Here is a 19,116-nt window from a genome sequence, read left to right as displayed (position 1 = left end):
GTCGATTGATGCAGACACCGCTTTGTGATCGGCAGGCGATCCGTTGCCGCAGCGGTCCGCGCAAACCGCAACGGCTGGCGCAGCAGGCGCGTCGTTTCGGGAGGGCGACTGGAACTCGGTGGAACACCCTGGAGCTATCCCCTGGGGATAGCTGGTGCATGGCGGGCGTATGACGGTTGCTACAGCCGCCCTCGGGGGACGGCGACGGGCGAGCTACTGCCCGCCGGCCGGCTTGGCGCTGAGGGTCACCGACTCGATGCGGTACGGCAGGATGCCGACGCGCCGGGCCTCGACCTTGAACGTGACGCGCTCGTTCTCGTCGGCGTCCTCCCATTCATCGCGCACGGTGCGACCCTCGACCAGCACGCGCATGCCCTTCTGGTACAGGTCTTTCCAGTGGTCGGCGTCGCGGTGCCACAGTTCCACCGGCGCCCAGAAGCCGCCGCGGTCCTCGAACTCGCCATCCTTCTTCGGGATCGGGTTGTCGAAATAGACGTTCAGGCGCAGCAGCCGGCGCGGCTCGTCGTTGCCGTTCGGGAATTCGCGGTAGTCTGGCGCAGAACCGATGTTGCCCTCGCCGACGAAGTGCGTGCTCATGGTGACTCCTTGGTGGTGGGTGGAACGGCCGCGGTATGCCCGTGGACGCGCCGCAGGTAAGCCGCTTCGGCCTGGGCGGCCTTGCTGGCGCATTCCAGGGCTTGGCGAGCGATGCTGTGGGTCAGGCTGATCTGCATGTTCAGCACGATGCGCTGCAGTTCCATCGCGTACAGCTCGTCGATCAGCGAGGCCGGCGTCGCGGGGTTGGCCAGCAGGGCCTCCCACAACGCCACGCCCATGGAGGAACGGTCGAGGTTGCGCCAGCGCAGGAAGGTCGTCCCTGCGCCAGTGGCCTGCTGGGCCAGTTGCACGTCGAGCAGACTGAATGGATAGGCGCGCGCCTGGGGCAGCACGCGCCGCTGCGCCAGGCCAATCACGTCGTCGCGCAGCGCTGCGCACTGGCTGGCCCAGGTCTCCAGACTCCCCTTACCCTTAAAAGGCTGTAAAAGGCCTTTTAGGTAGCCTGCGTGTTCCAGGCGCTGGAAGTCCGCCTGTTCCAGCGGCAGGAAGCGCGCCGGTTGGCCGGTCGATGATGCCGTCATGCTTTGGCGCCTTCGCCGTCCTGGTCGCTGTCTTTGTGGTCTTGCACCACATCGGCTGCGCCAGCGACGGGTGCGACATCAGCGGCTGCGCCAGGCTTGCCCGCCCGCCGCGCGATCGGTGGCGCAAAACGCGAGCGGCGCGTGCCTTCGAGCACGTCCTGCGGCAGCTCGCCGAACTTCTCCAGCGCCGCCCGCGCCACCGCGTTCTTCGAGGCGAAGTCGTCGCGCGTTGCGCCGGAGTAGCGGTACTGCTGTGCCAGCGAGAACAGGCTGCGCAGCGCGTGCGCGCCGTCGTTGAGCCAGCGTTCCAGCGTGCTGCGGTCGATCAGCGCGGTGTGGTGGGCGAGGATCAGCTTGCGCGCCAGGTCGTCGTAGTCGGCCAGCAGGTACACCGCCATGAAGCCGAGTTGCGCGTTGACGAACAGCGGCAGCTTCACCGGCTGCACGTTCATGTTCTCGCCCAGGGACAGCGCGGGCGGCACATCGGCCAGCGCCTGATCCACCTGTTCGCGCAGCGCCTGCAGGCCGGCCTTGGTCTGCGTCAGCTTGTCCTCGATGCGCAGCATCCACCAGTCCGAGTAGGGATCGTCCTGCTCGGCACCGCGCTTCATCTTGTTCATCACGCTGATGTAGCCGTTGAGGCCGATGATGCCGGGCCGCCCCTCGGCAGGCGCTCGCCCATGCCAGATGCGCGAAGCGTGGTGCGTGTGCAGCGTCAGCGACATCGCGCTGCGCAGCGATCCGAGGTTCAACTGCAGGGGCTGTTGGGGCTCGTTGGACATGGTGATGACTCGCGGTGAAGGAACGAGCCGCCAGCATCGGCATCGCCCGGAAGGCCGTCAGTCAACAAACCGCAGCAGGCGTGTCCCCGGTTGTCGTCTCGGGAAGGCTGCGTGTTCCATCTATCCCCTGGGGATAGGTCTGCAACGGGTCGCGACGACGTGATGCGCGACAAACCAGCGCCGTCCGCCGGAAGGCTTGATGTCCCAGCTATCCCCTGGGGATAGCTGCTCAGGAATCGCCGAGCGTAGAACGCAGCTTCGCCAGGTAGGCCCGCGCCGCCTCGCGGCCAGGGCCGTTCGGTGCAGGGGGTGGGGGTTCTGCTGGCCGCGGCGGTGCATGCGGCGGTGGCGGCGTCGATGACGAGCCGCCTTCGCCCGCCCAGGCCTTGAACTCCCCGCGAATCGCCTTCTGGATGATGCCGAACAGGTAGCCGGCCGGGTTGCGCACCGCGCTGTTGCGGCAGCGCGCATCCCATTCGTCCAGCACCGCCTGCCGCAGGGACTCGTCCACCTGCTGTAAGGCCACCAGCGCGCCGCTTTGCTGCTCGTCCTTCAGGCGCAGCAGGCGCTCGGGCAGGCGCAAGTGCTGCAGCGCCTTCGCGCGCGGTACTGTACGTATTTGATTTATACGATCCATACGTACAGTACGGTCCTCCTTCGGATTCCGAAGTGAGCCGTCTGGCGCGGGTTTCGACCCTGCTTCGGATTCCGAAGACGGGCGATCGACATTCCGAAGCAAGCCGTCCTGGCCTTCTTCGGAATCGTGATCCACAGCCTCTTGTGGATAACTCCCCTCGGCCCAGCCATGCCGGGCCATGCGCTGTGCTAGCACCTGCAGGCGCGTGGGCAGCGTGCGGCCGTTGAGCATCGGGTCTTCGGCGATCTCGCGCAGCGTGTTCATGCCGACGATCTGAACTGCCTTGGCAGCATGGGTCAGCGCCTGGCTGACCAAGCCCAGGTAGTCGGGGTCGAGCTGCATCGCCTCGAAGGGCGTCAGCGGTTCGTCGTGCAGGACATAGAGGTTGCCGAGGATGCGGCCGGTCTTCGGATCGCGACGCCGCCGCACCAGGCTCAGCCAGCGCGTCAGCCGCAGCAGCGTCAAGGCGCGCGCCACGGTCTCGTGCGAGGCCTGCGCCGCACAGGGCATCGAGGTGAGGTAGGGGCGAAGCTGGTCGTAGGTCGGGAAAGCCGTCACGCCGTCGTCGTTGAGCTGCAGGCGGAACACCTGCCAGGCATTGCGCTCCAGCGGCGTCAGGCGCCGATCGAGGAACAGCGCACGCGGCACGCTCTCATGGCGGTTCCCGCTGTAGAGAAAGCCGTCGCTGGCCGGCGCAGCAGCTTGCGCCGTGGCCGTGCCGTACCCGGCCGGCTGCGCAGAGGGCAACAGTTGCCGCAGCGCGCCGTCGAACAACGCGGACAGCGCAACGGGGCCATCGCGCCGTGGTGCGCCGCCCGTCGCCATGGCCTACACCAGCCCCTGGTCGATCCAGTTGCGTATCGCCGCCCAGATCACCGACATCGGTAGGCTCAAGGTCTCGGCCAGGTCCATGGTCAGCGTCAGCATCGCCACCTCATCGTCCAGCGCGATGCTGCGTTCGGCGATGCCGGCCTGCCAGTGCCTCCACAGAGCCGTGTCCTGCTCTTCGTCCAGCACCGGATGGCGCCCCTTGCGCTTGGGCAGGCCGAGGATGTCGCGGCGCAGGGCGACCTCCTGATGCGTCAGACCGTAGAACCGGCTCACCATCTCCGTGCTGGCACCCAGGCGCAGCATGCGGTCCACCGTGGCGATCTCGCGCTTCACGTCATGCACCTGGCTCAGCAGCCGCTTCAGCACATCGCGGTTCACCGACACCGAACACCACGACACCGTGGCGTTGACCAGCATGCTCACGAGTTCGGGGTGCTTGAGAGCGTCCAGTTCCTCCTCGCCGAAGCCCATCGCCTTGCAGCGCCGCAGTTGCCCATTGCGCAGGTCGTGCAGCGCCTGTGCGATGACGGCCTGGTTGAGCGGATGCGGTGCCGACATGATGGCCTCCGCTCAGGCGCCGTGGCCGGGGTTGCTGGAGGCCGCGCCGGTCTCCAGGTTCAGCAGCCGGCGCGCCAGGCGCAGCAGCCGGAACAGCTTTACCAGCCCGGCATCGCTCAGGCGCGGATATGTGCCGCCGCCATGCAGCAAGGCCGCCAAGTCGTCGGCCAGCCGGGCGCCATCGAGGCCGGTTGCGGGTTGGGGCGCGGCGCATAGCGCATGCAGCAAGGTCAGCACCGCACGCGCGAACGGTGGCAATGCGCGCACCGCCGGAGGCGCCACGCAGACGAAGCCGATGCCGCCTTCGCTGGGCTCGACCTGCCCGGCCACGTCGGCTTCCTCGGCGATCTCGCGCGCGAACTGCGCGATGTGCACCCGCAGCCGATCCGGCACGTCCAGGCCGGGCTCGATGTACCAGACGTCCGAGATGGGATAGAGCCCGCCCGCCTGCACGGGGATTGCACGCAGCGCGTCGACCTCGAAGTCGGGCAGCTTGTCGCCCATCTGATCGGCCACCATGCGCTGGATGGATTGCAGGCGTTCGGTGGTCGGGGCCGGGGACACGATGTGACCCTGCAGGCGCTCGTCGCGCAGCCCATCATCCTGCTGCATGCCCTTGTCGCTGGCGGCCGGCGTGGAATCGGCCTGCGCAGCCTGACCAGCGCCAGGCTCCGACGACTGCACCGAGGGGCCGGTCGGCGGCGAAGGCGGTGACGGTGGTCGCGGTGGCTCGGCCGAAGACCCCGCCGGCACCGCAGGCCTTGCCGCCTGCAGCGGCGCGGGATCACTGGTCAATGCGCGCTGCCGGCTCTCGCTGTCGTCGATCTCCAGGCTCAGCGTGTCGTAGTCCACTCCCAGCAGCTCGGCCATCTGGCCGACCAGCTCGTCCTGCACCCGCTGCGGCGAGAAGTTGTCGGGCTGCGTGTCGAACTGGCTGAGCACGTCCTGAAACAACGTGGCGAAGTCCACCGACAGGTTGCAGCCCAAGGCACGCCGCTCCCAGGTGCGTTCGCAGGCCTTGCGCAGCACTGCGAGCCGTTCCACCTGATGCCGGCCGAGGCCGCCGTACAGCAGCGTCGGGATCGCCGGCAGCAGGTAGTGCACGGCGTCCTGCATGCGGCTGATGTGCGACTGTGGCAGCGGGAAGCCATCGGCCGTGAGCCGCCGCGCCAGCTCGCTCTGCGACAGCGCCTGGCCGCTTTCCTGCTCGTAGAACTCGCGCGCCTTCTCCACGCCCAAGGCCCGCTCGATGAAGCTGAGCCCGCCGCGCAGCTCGTTCTCGGCCAAGTGCCCGGTCAGCATCACCACTTCGCCGCGCTGCGGCCATGGGCGGAACAGGCAGGGGATGCGGAAGAACTGTTCGTCTTTCGTCTCGCTCCACAGCTCGCGCAGGATCGCCAGGCGCGTGTTGCCGCCGTTGCGGATGATGTAGTGCGGCTCGCCGGGCCGGCGCGTGATCGCGGGCGGCGCATCCAGCCCGCGTTCGCGGATCGAGGCCTTGATGTCCTCGTAAGCCGGGTTGCGCGTCACGCGCGGGTCGTGGTCGTAGGGGCGCAACTGGTCCAGCGTCACCACCATCGGCGTGTCGGCGATGGGGTCGCTCAGGGCCGCGACCGAAGGGCAGTTGCGCTCGAAGCCCGAGGCCAGCAGCTTGGCGGCCATGTCCTGCGGCGTCAGGTCAGCCACGGCCGTTCTCCTGAGATGCTGCAACACCCTGGGCTGCCTGTCGGTCGGCGCGGCGAAGCTGCGCGCGGGCGTTGCCCTCGGCGCGGTGGTCGCTGGCCGTCGAGCTGGTGTAAATCGGCGCGCAGCCCGGCTTCGTGAACAGCAGGTGCCCGCCGCGGGTGCGCACGACCTTCCAACCTTCGCCCAGGGCGAACTCGATCAGCGTTCGCAGCCGCTTGTGGCCGCGGGCCAGTTCATGCGCGCTGGCCATGGCCGGCCCCTCCCGCGTCGCCGCGGCCGTTGACGAGCGCGAAGCGCTCCTGCCACGCCGGGAACAGCTCGCTGGCCAGCGCTCGCATGGTGTCCAATGCCGCGGGTGCGGCGCGTCCCGCCGGCTGGCGGTACTCCACCCGGTGCACCGGCAGGCCTCGCGTGGCCGCGCGCGGATAGGCCTCGATCGCCGGCACGTCGGTGTCGAGCACACGCACGCCGGACTGTCCCTGGAACACCTGCCGCAGTGCCCGCTGGATCAGGCGCGCGTTCGACGATACCGGATGCACGCGGTTGATGAGCAGGTGCAGCGGCGGCGGCTCGATGCCGAGGTGGCGGTATGGCGCGATGTCCTCGATGAGTTGCAGCGTGCCGCGCCGCAGCTCGCGCGCCGCCAGGATTTCCGGCGTCACCGGCGACAGCGCCAGGTTCGAGGCCAGCACCGCCATCTCCAGCAGCACGCTGCGCGCGCCCTGGGTGTCGATCAGCAGCAGGTCGTAGCGCGGCGCCAGGGTAGGCAGCAGGTGGCGCAGCCGCAATCTTCCATCGGGCGCGTGCAGCAGCAGCGTGTTCAGCTCGCCCCGGTCGTCGTTCGAGAGCACCAGGTCAAGCCGCTCGATCACGGTGTGCGACACCAGTTGCTCGGGGCGCTGCTCGTTGTAGGCCAGCATCTCGTAGATGCCGGCCGGCGCGCGCGCGGCCAGTGTGAAATAGCTCGACAGCGTGGGCTGCACGTCCAGATCCAGCAGCAGCACGCGCAGCCCGGCGTCGGCCGCGAAGCCGCCCAGGTTGGCCGCCGTCGTGGTCTTGCCCACGCCGCCCTTGGTCGAAATGATGGACACCACCTGCATGGGCTTCTCCCGGTTGAATGACAGGTACCGAGGAAAAGCGTCAGGCGCGCTCGTTGAGGCGATCCGCGATCCATTGCTCGATCTCCACCGAGTCCCAGCCCACGGCGCGCACGCCGAGGCGCAGCGCCTTGGGGAACTTGCCTTCCTTCATCAGGCTGTAGATGTGCGCGCGTTTGAAGCCGGTTTTGACCTCTACTTCGGTGCGGCGCAGGATGCGGTGCTCGGGCGGCAAGGCCGGCGCGGTGATCTGCGAAGACATGAGAAACACTCCTAGACGCTCGACGGCGCTGATAAGAAAGTGCCTCGTATTCCATACGCTGCCGCTGCGGAATTCACTGCAACTGCAGAACGCACAACTGCAATTGCAGTGCGCCGCCGCAGGTTCAGCGCGATGCTTCCAGGTGGCGGCGCGCTTGGGCAAGCTTGCTCCACAGCGTCCGCTCACTGATGCCGGGCCGTCCTTCATGGTGGGCCAGCAGCGCGCTGACCACGGCGCCCACGTTGTCGAAGGATGAATAGGATGTGCCGGCGGGTGACTTGCCTAACAGCAAATTCAGCAAGCCGCCAATGATGTTCAGATAGGTCGACTCGCTGCGCAGTCCCGGCTCACGTGCGCCGTCACCCTCGGCTGTACGGATGGCATATTCCTTCACCAACGCTTCGTGCTGCGCATGCGACGCCGCATGCAGTTGTGTGAGTTCTGCGAGTTGCACCTTGGTCGCTTCGCGGTCTGCCAACAGCACGTTCAGCGTTGCCAGGTTCACAGCGGGATGCAACTCGCGTTCGATTTCGTCGAACAGGAACGGCGGCCGCTCGCCAGGGTAGTAATACGACATCCACGCCTTCAGATCGACATGGCGCACGATCAAGTCAGGGTCATCGAGTGCGGGGCGCTGCGATTCTTGTGCGATGCCGGCTTTGCCAAAGCGCAGTTCATCGTGTGCCAGCGCGTCAAAGATTCGCTCCGCGAAAAGCCGCAACACCGGCCAGCGCGGGAAATCGCTCGTCTCGGGGATAGCACGCGGCCCGAGCGTTTCCAGAATACGCAACTCGAAGCGCAACAGGCCCGCCCAACGGATCGCCGCCTCGATCGGTCGGTAGTACGTCTTGGCGCCAAAGGAAAGGCAGCTTGATTTCTGCATATCGCGCTTCTCATCGTCGGATCAAACTCCGGCAGTCGCGCCCGACCCACGTGGGCGCGGCGATGACCCAGGAACCCGGATGAACCGCGCGGCCGGCATCGTGGTGAAGATGCTGCCCGTCGGTTATGCCCTAAATCAAAATTGGACGGTTGCGCCTTAAGACGCCGCGCAGTCCTCCACCATAATGCCCCGGACAAATACCCTATTACCTGGGCAACAGCCCGAAAGGTCGCGCGCCCTAACTCATCAAAAGGACATGAGTGGCACCGTGCTCCACCCGGAAACTTTCGACAAGGTTTTCGCCCGAAACCGTCTGAGGGTAAAGAACTAATGCGTCACCTCTCCGAGCCGGTTTGCACTCAGCAACGGCGCATGCGTTCCGCGTCACTTCACTGACTTGCCCGGCAGAGATGGGTGCGTCACGCACCGGCATCAGATCGACATGTGCAGCGGCTCGCAAAGGAGCGATAGGTAGCTGCCTGGCCGTGATGCAATTTGGGTCAGGCGTAAGACCGAAAAGGAATCACGCCGTCCGATAGACGGTCTTTACAAAGACCGTTCGTCAAGCGCCTGAAGGCAACCCGACACGCTTCGCATGTTCGATGAACTGCCTCAACGCTTTTCCCATGCCTCTTTCTGGTCGCAGCAGATAGGTGGTCAGCGATGCCGTCCGATCAACCAGCGGCCGGGCCACCACGTCTGCCTGTTGGCAGCCCGCAAAATGTGCAGCGCTCGAAAAGCCGACCCCGTACCCCGCCGCCACCAACGTCAGCATCAGACCATGGGTGGTGATGTACTCGTCCACCATCGGCCGCACCTCGAATGACCGGAATAGGCGTTCACGCTGCTGCCTGCAGCCTTTACAGCTCTGTGGATCGCACAGCACCAGCGGGTATCTCACCACTTCTTCCAGCGGTACCTCCTTGAAGACCAGCAGCGGATGTCGTGCGGACAGTGCGACCATCAATGGGTCTACCCACACCGGCGTAGCAATGATCCCCGCGCCCACGTCGTCGATCATTGCAAAGCCGGCATCGAACAAGTCCGAGTTCAATCCATGCACCAGTTGGGCTATTGGCATCTCGGATAGACGGATGTTCACCTGCGGAGCTTCCTGCCGGCACAGTGCGAGCAACGTCGACAACCGAGACCGTCCGATGTCGCCTGCAAGTGCAATGCGCAGCGTATCCTGACACCCCTCGGCCGCGGCGCGCGCTCTGGCTTCAGTCTGCTCGACGGCCAGCATGATGCGGCGGGCATCCTGCAGGAAGATCTGTCCGGCCCAAGTCAGGCTGGCACCGCGCGCCGTGCGCCGGAGCAGCACCACTCCCAAGTCTGTCTCCAGCGCGCGAATAGTGCGGGACAAAGGCGACTGCTCAATGTGCAGGCGCTTGGCAGCACGGCCGAAGTGCAGTTCCTCGGCCACCGCGACAAAGGCCCGGATATGGCGTAAATCCATGTTTCCTCGTCTCCATAGAGCCACTGCTTGTGACTCGAAGAACCAACATGAATGCGCGCCTGAGCTGCCCTGCGGTTCTACCTTGCATCCCACACTTCCTGCTTCAAGGCCGGGAACGGCTTTCCGGCAACTTCAAGCCAAAGAGCAACTTGATCGTTCGAAATGGCACGCAGCGCAGCGATGTGGCCTCACCCATAGACCGACTCCAAAATCAGATGGCCGTCAATCAGTTGCCGATCACACGCGCTTTCAACGTCTCCATGTGGGATGAAAGCGATGCGCCGACAGGGCCAACGGATTGCCGACGCAGTGGCAGCAGTAATTCCAGATTTCCCTTGCCAAAACCATAGGCCCGCTGGCCGGGCCTGGCGTTCTCGGGGGCCATCTGCGCGCACTGCTCGGCTATCTGGTGATGACTGCTCATTAATCAGGTCATTCTTTGAAGAAGCGCAGGGGTTCATAACAAACCGCTGCCAATCCTTCAAATTAGCGTGGCTTGCGCATCAATACATAAGCAGCGGGGATCACGAACAGCGACAGCAACGGCGCCGTCACCATGCCTCCGAGCATCGGCGCCGCAATGCGGCTCATGACCTCCGAACCCGTGCCACTGCCCCAGACGATCGGCACCAGGCCTGCCAGGATGACCGCTACAGTCATCGCCTTGGGCCGCACGCGCAGCACGGCGCCCTCCCGGATCGCCTCCAGCAGTTCTTCCTGCGTTGGCCGTCGGCCGCCGGGGCAACGCTCATCCAAAGCGTGCTTCAAATAGATGAGCATGACCACGCCGAACTCCGCCGCTACACCCGCCAGCGCGATGAACCCGACCCCTGTGGCGATGGACAGGTTGTAGTTCAGCAGATACAGGAACCAAATGCCTCCCGTGAGGGCAAATGGCAAGGTAGCCATGATCAAGCCGGCTTCGTCGAGACGACTGAACGTCAGGTACAGCAAGACGAAGATGGTCAACAGAGTCGCCGGCACCACGACCTTCAGGCGTGCATTGGCCCGCTCCATGTACTCGAACTGTCCCGAGTACGCAATGCTCACCCCTGGCTCCAACTTGACCTGACGGCCAATCGCATCGCGCAACTCGTTGGCCACCGAGGCCAGATCGCGGCCGCGCACATCCACGTACACCCAACCGGACGGGCGGGCGTTCTCGCTCTTGAGCATGGGCGGGCCATCGGTGATGGCGATGCGCGCCACCGTGCCCAGCGTGATCTGTTGCCCCATGGGGGTGAAGATGGGCAGTTGCTTCAGCCTTTCCGGTGAATCCCTCCATTCACGCGCGTATCGCAGATTGATCGGGAAGCGCGCCAGCCCCTCCACGGTCTCCGACACGTTTTCGCCACCGACGGCACCGGCGACGACCGCCTGGACATCGGCCACGTTCAGCCCATAGCGCCCCGCCGCCACGCGGTCGATCTGCACGTCCACATACCGGCCGCCGGTCAGCCGCTCCGCCAACGATGACGACACGCCTGGAATGCCCTTCGCGACCTGCTCCACCTCTGCCGCGATGCGATCGATCACATGCAGGTCGTTGCCCGTCACCTTGACGCCGATCGGACTCTTGATGCCGGTAGCCAACATGTCGATGCGGTTGCGGATCGGCGGAATCCAGATGTTGGACAGGCCGGGGATTTTCACCGCCTGATCCAGCTCCTCGATGAGCTTCTCGGGCGTCATGCCGGCGCGCCATTGCTCTCGGGGCTTGAGCTTCACCGAGGTCTCGAACATCTCCAGCGGCGCGGGGTCGGTCGCGGTTTCCGCACGACCCGCCTTGCCGAACACGCGTTCGACCTCGGGCACGGTCTTAATCATGCGGTTGCTGAGCTGCAGCAGCTCGGCGGCGCGTTGCGCCGACAGCCCCGGCAAGGCCGACGGCATATAGAGCAGATCCCCCTCATCCAGCCGGGGCAGGAATTCGCCTCCAAGCCGGGCCAGCGGCCAGGCTGTGGTCGCCAATGCCAGCACCGCGATCAGCAAGGTTGCCTTGGGCCAGCGCAGCACCCATTCCAGGCTGGGCCGGTAGACCGCGATCAACATGCGGGTGATGGGATTCTTCTGCTCGTCGGGAATGCGTCCGCGAATCCAATAGCCCATGAGCACCGGGATCAGCGTCACCGACAGCCCCGCCGCCGCCGCCATGGCGTAGGTCTTGGTGAACGCCAGTGGCCCGAACAGGCGCCCCTCCTGGGCTTCGAGGGTAAAGACGGGAATAAAGGACAAGGTAATGATGAGCAGCGAGAAGAACAGCGCCGGACCGACTTCCTCCGCGGCCCGCGTGATCACCTCCCAGCGCTCCTTGCCTTGCAGCCGCTGATCCGGATGCGCGTGTTGCCAGGCTTCCAGCTTCTTGTGCGCGTTCTCTATCATGACCACGGCCGCATCCACCATCGCGCCTATGGCGATGGCGATGCCGCCCAGCGACATGATGTTGGCATTGATCCCCTGGTAGCGCATGATGAGGAAGGCCATCATCACCCCCAGCGGCAACGAGATGATGGCCACCAGCGCCGAGCGCAGGTGCCACAGAAAGAGCACGCAGACCAGCGCCACCACCAGAAACTCCTCCCCCAGCTTGATGGTGAGGTTGCGAATGGCGCGCTCGATGAGCGCGCTGCGGTCGTAGGTGGTGACGATCTCCACCCCCTGCGGCAGGCTGGCCTGCAGCTCGTCCAGCTTGGCCTTGACGGCGGCAATCGTCTCCTGGGCATTCTTACCCGAACGCAGGATGACCACGCCGCCGGCGACCTCGCCCTCGCCATCGAGTTCGGCGATGCCGCGCCGCATCTCCGGCCCGATCTGCAGCGTGGCCACGTCGCCCAGGCGCACCGGCACACCGCCGCGCGCCACCAGCGGCACGGCACGGAAATCATCCAGGGTTTTCAGATAGCCGCTGGCGCGCACCATGTATTCGGCCCCCGCCAGCTCCAGCACCGAGCCGCCAGTTTCCTGATTGGCGGCCACCAGCGCCGCGCGCACCTGCTCCTGGCTCAGTCCGTAGGAGGCGAGCTTGACCGGGTCGAGCACAACCTGGTACTGCTTGACCATGCCGCCCACCGAGGCTACCTCTGCCACATTGGGCAGGCTCTTGAGCTCGAATTTCAGAAACCAGTCCTGCAGCGCGCGCAACTGCGCCAGATCGTTCTTGCCCGTGCGATCCACCAACGCGTACTGGAAGATCCAGCCCACCCCCGTCGCATCGGGCCCCAGGGCCGGCTTGGCCGTGGCCGGCAGGCGTCCCTGAACCTGGTTCAGGTACTCCAGCACCCGCGAGCGCGCCCAGTACAGGTCGGTGCCATCCTCGAACAGGACATAGACGAACGAGTCCCCGAAAAACGAAAAGCCGCGCACCGTCTTGGCCCCCGGCACCGACAGCATGGTCGTGGCCAGGGGATAGGTGACCTGGTTTTCCACGATCTGCGGCGCCTGGCCGGGGTAGCTGGTACGGATGATGACCTGCACGTCGGACAGGTCCGGCAAGGCATCCACGGGCGTGCTGCGCACGCCCCACACCCCCCAGGCCGTAAGCATAGCCGTGGCCAGCAGCACCAGAAAGCGGTTCGCCACCGACCAGCGGATCAATTTGGCAATCATGGCTTGATCCCTTCGATGGCGGTGATCACGTAGTCCTCTCCCTGCTTGGAGAAGGTGAAGCGCACCTGTTGCTTGGGTGCCAGGCCTGCGGCGAGGCGGGGGTCGGCCAGCTTGAAGCCCATGGTCATGGCGGGCCACTTGAGGGCGGGGATGGCGTCATGCGCCAGCGTCAGCTCGGCAGTGGAGACTTCTTCCACCACACCGCGCACCGTGTAGGCCGGGGCCGCGCCATGCGCCCCATGCTCCGGCGTCGCCCCCGGCGATGCGGGCAACAGGCCGCGCAGGCTGGCCTCGGAGTCGATCAGGAACTGTGCCGAGGCCACCACCTGCTGCCCCGCCTCCAGTCCACCTTGCACCACGAGTTGGTCGCCGATCTCCGCCCCCAGCTGCACCTCCACGGGGTGGAATTTGCCAGGGCCATCGACCACATAGGCCAGGGCGCGCTTGCCGGTGCGGATGACGGCTTCGCTGGGAACCAGCAGTGCGGGCTGCTCGCGGCCCTTGAGCGTGATCTGGCCGGACATGCCAGCCTTCAGGCGCTGGCCGGGATTGGCCAGCTCCAGCCGCACGCGCACGGTGCGGGTGTCGCTGTTGGCCTGCGGCAGGATGCTCACGATGCGCGCCCGCAGCACCTCGCCGGGAAACGCCGCCAGGCGCACCTGGGCTTCTTGCCCCAGTTGCAGCGGGCCGCTTTGCGCCTCGGGTACTGCGGCCTCGATCCAGACGGTGCCCAAGCCATTCACGCGCGCCAGGCTTGCGCCCGCAGAGACAGTCATGCCCTGGCGCACCATGAGCTCGGCCACCAGCCCGCCCTGGGGCGTGGTCACGGTGTAGATGCCCCTGGGTTCGCCCGTGCGCTCCACTTGGGCCACCAGGGTTTGCGGCATGCCCAGCAGCAGCAGCCTTTGGCGGGCGGCCGTCGTCAGCGACCCGTCTTTGAGCGCACGCACCGCCAGGAATTCGCGCTGCGCCGCCACCCATTCGGGCAGCAGCAGGTCTGCCAGCGGCGCGCCAGCACCGATCACGTCGCCCGGCGCGCGCGCATAGACCCGCTCCACGAAGCCTGCGGAGCGTGCCTGCACGATGCTGACATCGCGGTCATTCAGCAGGACGTTGCCGACGACGTCTACGTCAGCGCCGATGGCGCGCTGCACCACCACGGCCGTGCGCAGGCCCAGCGCCTGCACGGTCTGGGGGGAAATGCTGATGCCTGTGCTGCCCTGGGCGTCCTCGTCCGCGTACTTGGGCACCAGATCCATGTCCATAAAGGGGGACTTGCCAGGTTTGTCGAACTTCTGCGTCGGCGACATGGGGTCGTACCAGTACAGCACCTTGCGCTCGGCCGCCGCGCCGGCTTGGGGCACTGTCGTATTCCCAGCGTGTGTGGTATCGGTGCGCCATTGGGCCAGGCCCCAGCCCGCGGCCACGCCGATAGCGATCAGCGTCAGGCCCGCGAGGGATTTTTTCAGAGAGTTGTTCATGGTGATGGGCTCCACTAATCGGCGATCAGGCTGTTCAGGCGCGTCGTCACGCCATCGCGCTGGGCTTGCAGGTCAATCAGGCGCAGGCGTGCCTCCAGCACCTGGGCGCGCGCGCCGAGCACGGCGCTGAGGTCGCCCTTGGCGGAGCGGTAATTGCTCAGCGCAAGCTCCGCGCGCCCCTGCGCCAACTGCAGCCCGGTGGACTGCAGGCGCTCGATCTGGCTGTCCAGGGCCTGTAGTTCGGCCGCGCTGTCGTCGAGCTCCTGCAGGTGCTTGCGGGTCACGTCTTCCTGTTCAGCCTCCAGGCGCTCCAGCTCGCGCTGCTTGGCCTGGATCATCGGGGTCTGGCGCCGCTCCTTCTGCCAGGGCAGGTCGAAGGTCAACTGGAACGACACCATGTCGCCCCAGCGACGATCGCGTCGGGTATAGGCAACTTCCCAAGACCAATCGCCACGCGATTCCGACTGCGCCTCGTGGGACTCCGCCCGTGCCATGCTTTGCATGGTCGGGTACAGCGCCAGCTCGGCATGGCTGGACAGCTCGGCGCGCAACTGCGCAACGGGATGGATGAGCGGACCGGTGCCGCCCTGCAGCGATTCGTCGGCGCGCGGCCCGACCCAGCGCCGCAGCATGGCTCGTGCCTTGGACCGGTCGCGCTGCAGGTCGTCGCGCCGGTCCGACAGCGCCAGCGCCTCCTGCTGCGCGGTCAGCAGGTCGCCCGCCTGAGCCGATCCGCCCGCCACCCGCGCGAGTAGGCTGTCTTGCAGGCGCCGGTTCTCGGCCAGCAGTTCCGCGAGCAGTTGATCACGCTGTTCCACGGCCTGCGCGGCAATCCACGCCAGGCCGAGCTCCTGCCGTATCTGCAGGCGTTGCAAGACCAGCGCCGCGCGCTCGCGTTCCACGCGCGCCTGGGCGCTGGCCACCTTGGCCGCACGCTTGGCTTGGTTGGGAACCTCCTGCATCAGGGCCAGGCGCTGCCCGGTCATGGATTCGCGCGTCAGGCTCCAGCGGTCCATGCCGCTGATGGGGAAGCTTTCGAGGCCGATGGAAAGCTTGGGGTCCGGCAGCGTGCCGGCGGCCTTCTGCGCGGACTCGACCGCATCGATCTGCAATCGCTGCGCGGAAACGCGCGGGCTTTGCTGTTCAGCGATTTCCCTCGCTTCGACAAAGCTGAGCGCGTAGGCCCCGCTGGCGGCGAGCATGCTGCCGGCCAGGGCGATGCTCAAAACGCTCAGTCGATGCGTCCATGTGCGGCACGAGGTCGCACGCACTACGCCACGGCCAGGCGCGGGGCGACGCTCGCCGGGAGCGCCGGAGGAAGAAATAAGCATGATGGTCCTCGAAATTGATAGCCACGAAGTCACGTGTTCTGCCGTGCCAATGCACGGCGGGCACGACTTGGTGTGTCAATTACGCAGGACTTGGAAAGTGAGATGGAAGGGGAAAGAGCCCGTTCGGTGGTCGAGCCACGCCGGATCAGCCCTGGCGTCGGTCGATGATTGCGGGTCGGGCACCACTGGAAGCAGGTAGGCAATCCAGACCGCATGCGCCGCCGCAGTAGATAGACCGTCAAGTCCTTGCGGAGAAGGCGCGGGCTTGCCGTCACCGCTGCAATGGGCACGGCACAACTGCGGAGACTCGTCGTCCATCGTCCCGGGCATGGCAGTCCGGCATGGCGGACATGCCGGTGGCTTCGTCCATGGCCATGCCCGCCATCTGCATCGATGCCGCGTGCGTATCCGCATCCAGCTTCGGGCAGGCATACATCGCCAGCGCCATCTGCGAGAACAGCAAGGCCACGATGAGGCCGCCGACGATCCGGCGGCCCCATTGCGTGACGATGCGTCGGATGGAAACCATGGTGGGATGTTCGCTGTGCTGGATGTGTGACAACTTGCCGCGGATCAGAGAGCCGTCCCGGGAAGGAAGTGCCTTCATGGCCCATCTACCCGCAGGCGGCCCAGTCACCGCGCATGCGAGGTCACCGAATCCCTGGATTCATTTCACCGGAATCCAACTTGTCGGCGCGTCTCAATCTCGGCCAGTCCGAGAACGCGAGCACGTACAGTGCGATCAGGTTGACCATGGGGACGATCATCAGCAGGCCGAGCCAGCCGGAAAAGCCCGCCTTGGCAAAGATCTTCCAAAACGGCAGCACGATCACCACCGCACCCAGCAGCATCGTCAGCCAGTGGGCACCCAACCACCACCCCATATCGTTCATATACATTCCGTTCATCAGGATCGGTAACCTCTTTTTGATTGTTTCGATGCGGGTTAGCCTCGTGCGCGCCGCAGCCGCAGCGCGTTGAAGATGACAGAGGCCGAGCTCAGGCTCATGGCCAGTGCTGCAATCAATGGAGACAGCAACCAGCCCGTGATGGGATAAAGCACGCCGGCGGCGATGGGCACGCCGATACCGTTGTAAACGAAGGCGAACAACAGGTTCTGGCGCATGTTGCGCACGGTGTCGATGGAGATGTCGCGCGCGGCTGCGATGCCGCGCAGATCGCCCTTGACCAGGGTGATTTGGCCGCTGTTCATGGCCACGTCGGTGCCGGTGCCCATAGCGATGCCCACGTCGGCCTTGGCCAGGGCAGGTGCGTCGTTGATGCCGTCGCCGGCCATGGCGACGACGTGCCCCTCCTTCTGCAGCCGCTCCACCAAGGCCAGTTTGTCGGCCGGCTTGACTTCGCCATGCACTTCGTCGATGCGGAGCTTGGCGCCCACCGCCCGGGCCGTGGTCAGGCCGTCGCCCGTCGCCATGACGATGCGCAGGCCACTGTCGTGCAGCGTCTTGATGGCGTCGGCCGTGGTGGCCTTGATCGGGTCGGTGACGGCCAGGATGCCTGCCAGCCGCCCGTCCACGGCCAGGTGCATCACGCTGCCACCCTCGCTGCGCAGGCGCTCTGCGTCCGCCTTGAGCGCATCGGTGGCCACGTTCTCCTGCTGCATCAAGGCGGTGTTGCCCAGCACCAGATGCTTGCCTTCGACCGTGCCGCGCACGCCGATGCCGCTGCCCGATTCGAAGTCGTCGGCCTTGGTCAGGCTCAGCCCTTTGTCCCGCGCGGCGCGGACGATGGCATCCGCCAGCGGGTGCTCGCTGCCCTGATCCAGACTGGCCGCCAGGCGCAGCACCTCATCCGGCGTGTAGCCCGGGTCGGCGACGGCGGTGTCGAAGGCCGGCTTGCCTTCGGTCAGGGTGCCGGTCTTGTCCACGATCAGCGTATCCACTTCGCGCATTTTTTCGATGGCGCCGGCATCGCGGAACAGAATCCCCTGCGTTGCCGCGCGGCCGGTGGCGACCATCACGGACATCGGGGTCGCCAGGCCCAGCGCGCAAGGGCAGGCAATGATCAGCACCGCCACGGCGTTGATCAGGCCGAACACCCAGCTCGGCTCGGGGCCGAAGAATCCCCAGACGAAGAAGGTCGCGATTGCGATCAGCACCACCACGACCACGAACTTGCCGGCCACCACGTCGGCCATGCGCTGCATCGGCGCCTTGGAGCGCTGGGCATTGGCCACCATCTGCACGATCTGCGACAGCATGGTGGCGGCGCCGACCTTCTCCGAGCGCATCACCAGTGCGCCGCTGGTGTTCATCGTGGCGCCAATCAGGCCGTCGCCGGCGCGCTTGGTCACCGGCACGGGCTCGCCGGTGAGCATGGATTCATCGACGGCACTGCTGCCCTCGGTCACCACGCCATCGACGGGCACTTTCTCGCCGGGCCGCACGCGCAGCAGGTCGCCGACGTGAACATGGTTCAAAGGCACGTCCTCCTCGCTGCCGTCGGCATTGATGCGGCGCGCCGTCTTGGGGGCCAGGCCCAGCAGAGCCTTGATGGCCGCCGAAGTCTGCGAGCGCGCCTTCAATTCGATGATCTGACCCAGCATGGTCAGCGAGATGATGACGACCGCCGCCTCGAAATAGACGGCGACGCGGCCGTGGGCGATGAACGAGTCTGGAAACACGCCGGGCGCGAGGGTGGCGACCACGCTGTAGACAAAGGCGGCGCCGGTGCCCAGGCCGATCAGCGTCCACATATTGGGGCTGCGGTTGACGATGGACTGCCAGCAGCGGACGAAAAATGGCCACCCCGTCCACAACACCACCGGCAGCGACAGCACCAGCTCGACCCAGGTCTGGGTCTTCATGTCGAACCAGCCGAGGCGGTGGCCGAACATCGCCAGGATGGTGACCACCACGGTCAGCGGCAGGGTCCACCAGAAGCGGCGCTGAAAATCGATCAGTTCGCTGTTGTCCTCCTCATCCAGCGGAATCACCGGTTCGAGCGACATGCCGCATTTCGGGCAATTGCCGGGATGATCCTGCTGCACTTCCGGGTGCATGGGGCAGGTGTAGATGGTCCCCGCCGGGACCTCCATGGGCGCCGCTGCAGAAGCTGCCGGGGTCTGTTCGCCAGCGGCATGGCCGTGGTGATAGTGGCCATGTGCCGCTTCGCCCTCGGGCACCAGATGCATCTGGCACTTGGGGCAGCGACCCGGTTGCTTCTGCCGCACTTCTGAATGCATGGGGCAGACATAGAACATGTCGGAATGCGCTGCCTCAGAGGCCGTGTCATTGGCTGCACGGAGAGCATCTGTTGCTGGAGCACCACCCAAGGCAGCCGAATCTCCCTTGCCGTGCTGATGTATGTGATTGCTCATGTCAATGTCCTTGTGGAGTTTGGC

At 65.9% G+C, this 19,116-nt stretch carries 18 protein-coding genes; all 18 read right to left on the bottom strand.

The genetic code is table 11. From position 1 onward, the window contains the following. Window positions 1–213: 213 nt before the first annotated feature. Window positions 214–597 carry a single-stranded DNA-binding protein gene (locus K320_RS0101565; RefSeq protein ID WP_013519533.1) on the bottom strand — a complete coding sequence of 128 codons (384 nt, stop codon included), beginning with the start codon at window positions 595–597 and terminating at the stop codon, window positions 214–216. Next, a complete protein-coding gene (locus K320_RS0101560; RefSeq protein WP_024537138.1) occupies window positions 594–1,139 on the bottom strand; it encodes a DUF3158 family protein in 546 nt (181 codons plus the stop codon). Before K320_RS0101560 ends, K320_RS0101565 begins: the two co-directional genes overlap by 4 nt. Then, window positions 1,136–1,921, bottom strand: coding sequence for a PFL_4669 family integrating conjugative element protein (locus K320_RS0101555; RefSeq protein WP_013519535.1), 786 nt, complete (start codon window positions 1,919–1,921; stop codon window positions 1,136–1,138). The genes K320_RS0101560 and K320_RS0101555 overlap by 4 nt, the downstream gene beginning before the upstream one ends. Before the next feature lie 229 nt (window positions 1,922–2,150). Further along, window positions 2,151–3,383, bottom strand: a complete 1,233-nt coding sequence (locus K320_RS0101550) for an STY4528 family pathogenicity island replication protein (protein ID WP_013519536.1) — start codon at window positions 3,381–3,383, stop codon at window positions 2,151–2,153. A gap of 3 nt (window positions 3,384–3,386) precedes the next feature. Next, window positions 3,387–3,947: a DUF2857 domain-containing protein gene (locus K320_RS0101545; protein WP_013519537.1), complete on the bottom strand. Its 561-nt coding sequence runs from the start codon at window positions 3,945–3,947 to the stop codon at window positions 3,387–3,389. A 12-nt stretch (window positions 3,948–3,959) separates the two neighbouring features. After that, entirely contained in the window at window positions 3,960–5,633 is a 1,674-nt protein-coding gene (locus K320_RS0101540) for a ParB family protein (protein WP_013519538.1), read from the bottom strand. Further along, window positions 5,626–5,883 carry a hypothetical protein gene (locus K320_RS0101535; protein WP_013519539.1) on the bottom strand — a complete coding sequence of 86 codons (258 nt, stop codon included), beginning with the start codon at window positions 5,881–5,883 and terminating at the stop codon, window positions 5,626–5,628. The genes K320_RS0101540 and K320_RS0101535 overlap by 8 nt, the downstream gene beginning before the upstream one ends. Continuing rightward, the gene (locus K320_RS0101530; RefSeq protein WP_024537137.1) at window positions 5,867–6,733 is read right to left on the bottom strand and encodes a ParA family protein; all 867 of its coding nucleotides are present in this window, start codon (window positions 6,731–6,733) and stop codon (window positions 5,867–5,869) included. The genes K320_RS0101535 and K320_RS0101530 overlap by 17 nt, the downstream gene beginning before the upstream one ends. A gap of 40 nt (window positions 6,734–6,773) precedes the next feature. After that, complete coding sequence (locus tag K320_RS0101525) at window positions 6,774–6,992, bottom strand: AlpA family transcriptional regulator (RefSeq protein ID WP_013519541.1); 219 nt, start codon at window positions 6,990–6,992, stop codon at window positions 6,774–6,776. Window positions 6,993–7,116: 124 nt separating this feature from the next. Further along, window positions 7,117–7,875: a hypothetical protein gene (locus K320_RS0101520; protein WP_013519542.1), complete on the bottom strand. Its 759-nt coding sequence runs from the start codon at window positions 7,873–7,875 to the stop codon at window positions 7,117–7,119. 562 nt (window positions 7,876–8,437) lie between these two features. Continuing rightward, on the bottom strand, window positions 8,438–9,334 hold the full coding sequence (locus K320_RS0101515; protein WP_013519543.1) for a LysR family transcriptional regulator: 897 nt from the start codon (window positions 9,332–9,334) through the stop codon (window positions 8,438–8,440). A gap of 226 nt (window positions 9,335–9,560) precedes the next feature. Further along, window positions 9,561–9,758 carry a hypothetical protein gene (locus tag K320_RS18905; protein WP_156913779.1) on the bottom strand — a complete coding sequence of 66 codons (198 nt, stop codon included), beginning with the start codon at window positions 9,756–9,758 and terminating at the stop codon, window positions 9,561–9,563. Between the two features lie 62 nt (window positions 9,759–9,820). After that, on the bottom strand, window positions 9,821–12,940 hold the full coding sequence (locus tag K320_RS0101510) for an efflux RND transporter permease subunit (protein ID WP_024537136.1): 3,120 nt from the start codon (window positions 12,938–12,940) through the stop codon (window positions 9,821–9,823). Continuing rightward, the gene (locus tag K320_RS0101505; RefSeq protein WP_024537135.1) at window positions 12,937–14,421 is read right to left on the bottom strand and encodes an efflux RND transporter periplasmic adaptor subunit; all 1,485 of its coding nucleotides are present in this window, start codon (window positions 14,419–14,421) and stop codon (window positions 12,937–12,939) included. The genes K320_RS0101510 and K320_RS0101505 overlap by 4 nt, the downstream gene beginning before the upstream one ends. 14 nt (window positions 14,422–14,435) lie before the next feature. After that, the gene (locus K320_RS0101500; RefSeq protein WP_013519546.1) at window positions 14,436–15,752 is read right to left on the bottom strand and encodes a TolC family protein; all 1,317 of its coding nucleotides are present in this window, start codon (window positions 15,750–15,752) and stop codon (window positions 14,436–14,438) included. A 271-nt stretch (window positions 15,753–16,023) separates the two neighbouring features. Beyond that, complete coding sequence (locus K320_RS19390) at window positions 16,024–16,359, bottom strand: hypothetical protein (RefSeq protein ID WP_245593806.1); 336 nt, start codon at window positions 16,357–16,359, stop codon at window positions 16,024–16,026. A gap of 43 nt (window positions 16,360–16,402) precedes the next feature. Next, entirely contained in the window at window positions 16,403–16,645 is a 243-nt protein-coding gene (locus K320_RS0101490; protein WP_238530609.1) for a hypothetical protein, read from the bottom strand. 53 nt (window positions 16,646–16,698) lie between these two features. Further along, on the bottom strand, window positions 16,699–19,092 hold the full coding sequence (locus tag K320_RS0101485; protein ID WP_024537133.1) for a copper-transporting P-type ATPase: 2,394 nt from the start codon (window positions 19,090–19,092) through the stop codon (window positions 16,699–16,701). Window positions 19,093–19,116: the final 24 nt, after the last annotated feature.

The sequence above is a fragment of the Comamonas badia DSM 17552 genome, assembly GCF_000484635.1.
GTDB classification, from domain to species: domain Bacteria; phylum Pseudomonadota; class Gammaproteobacteria; order Burkholderiales; family Burkholderiaceae_C; genus Comamonas_C; species Comamonas_C badia.
This window is presented reverse-complemented; position numbering and strand designations above follow the sequence as displayed.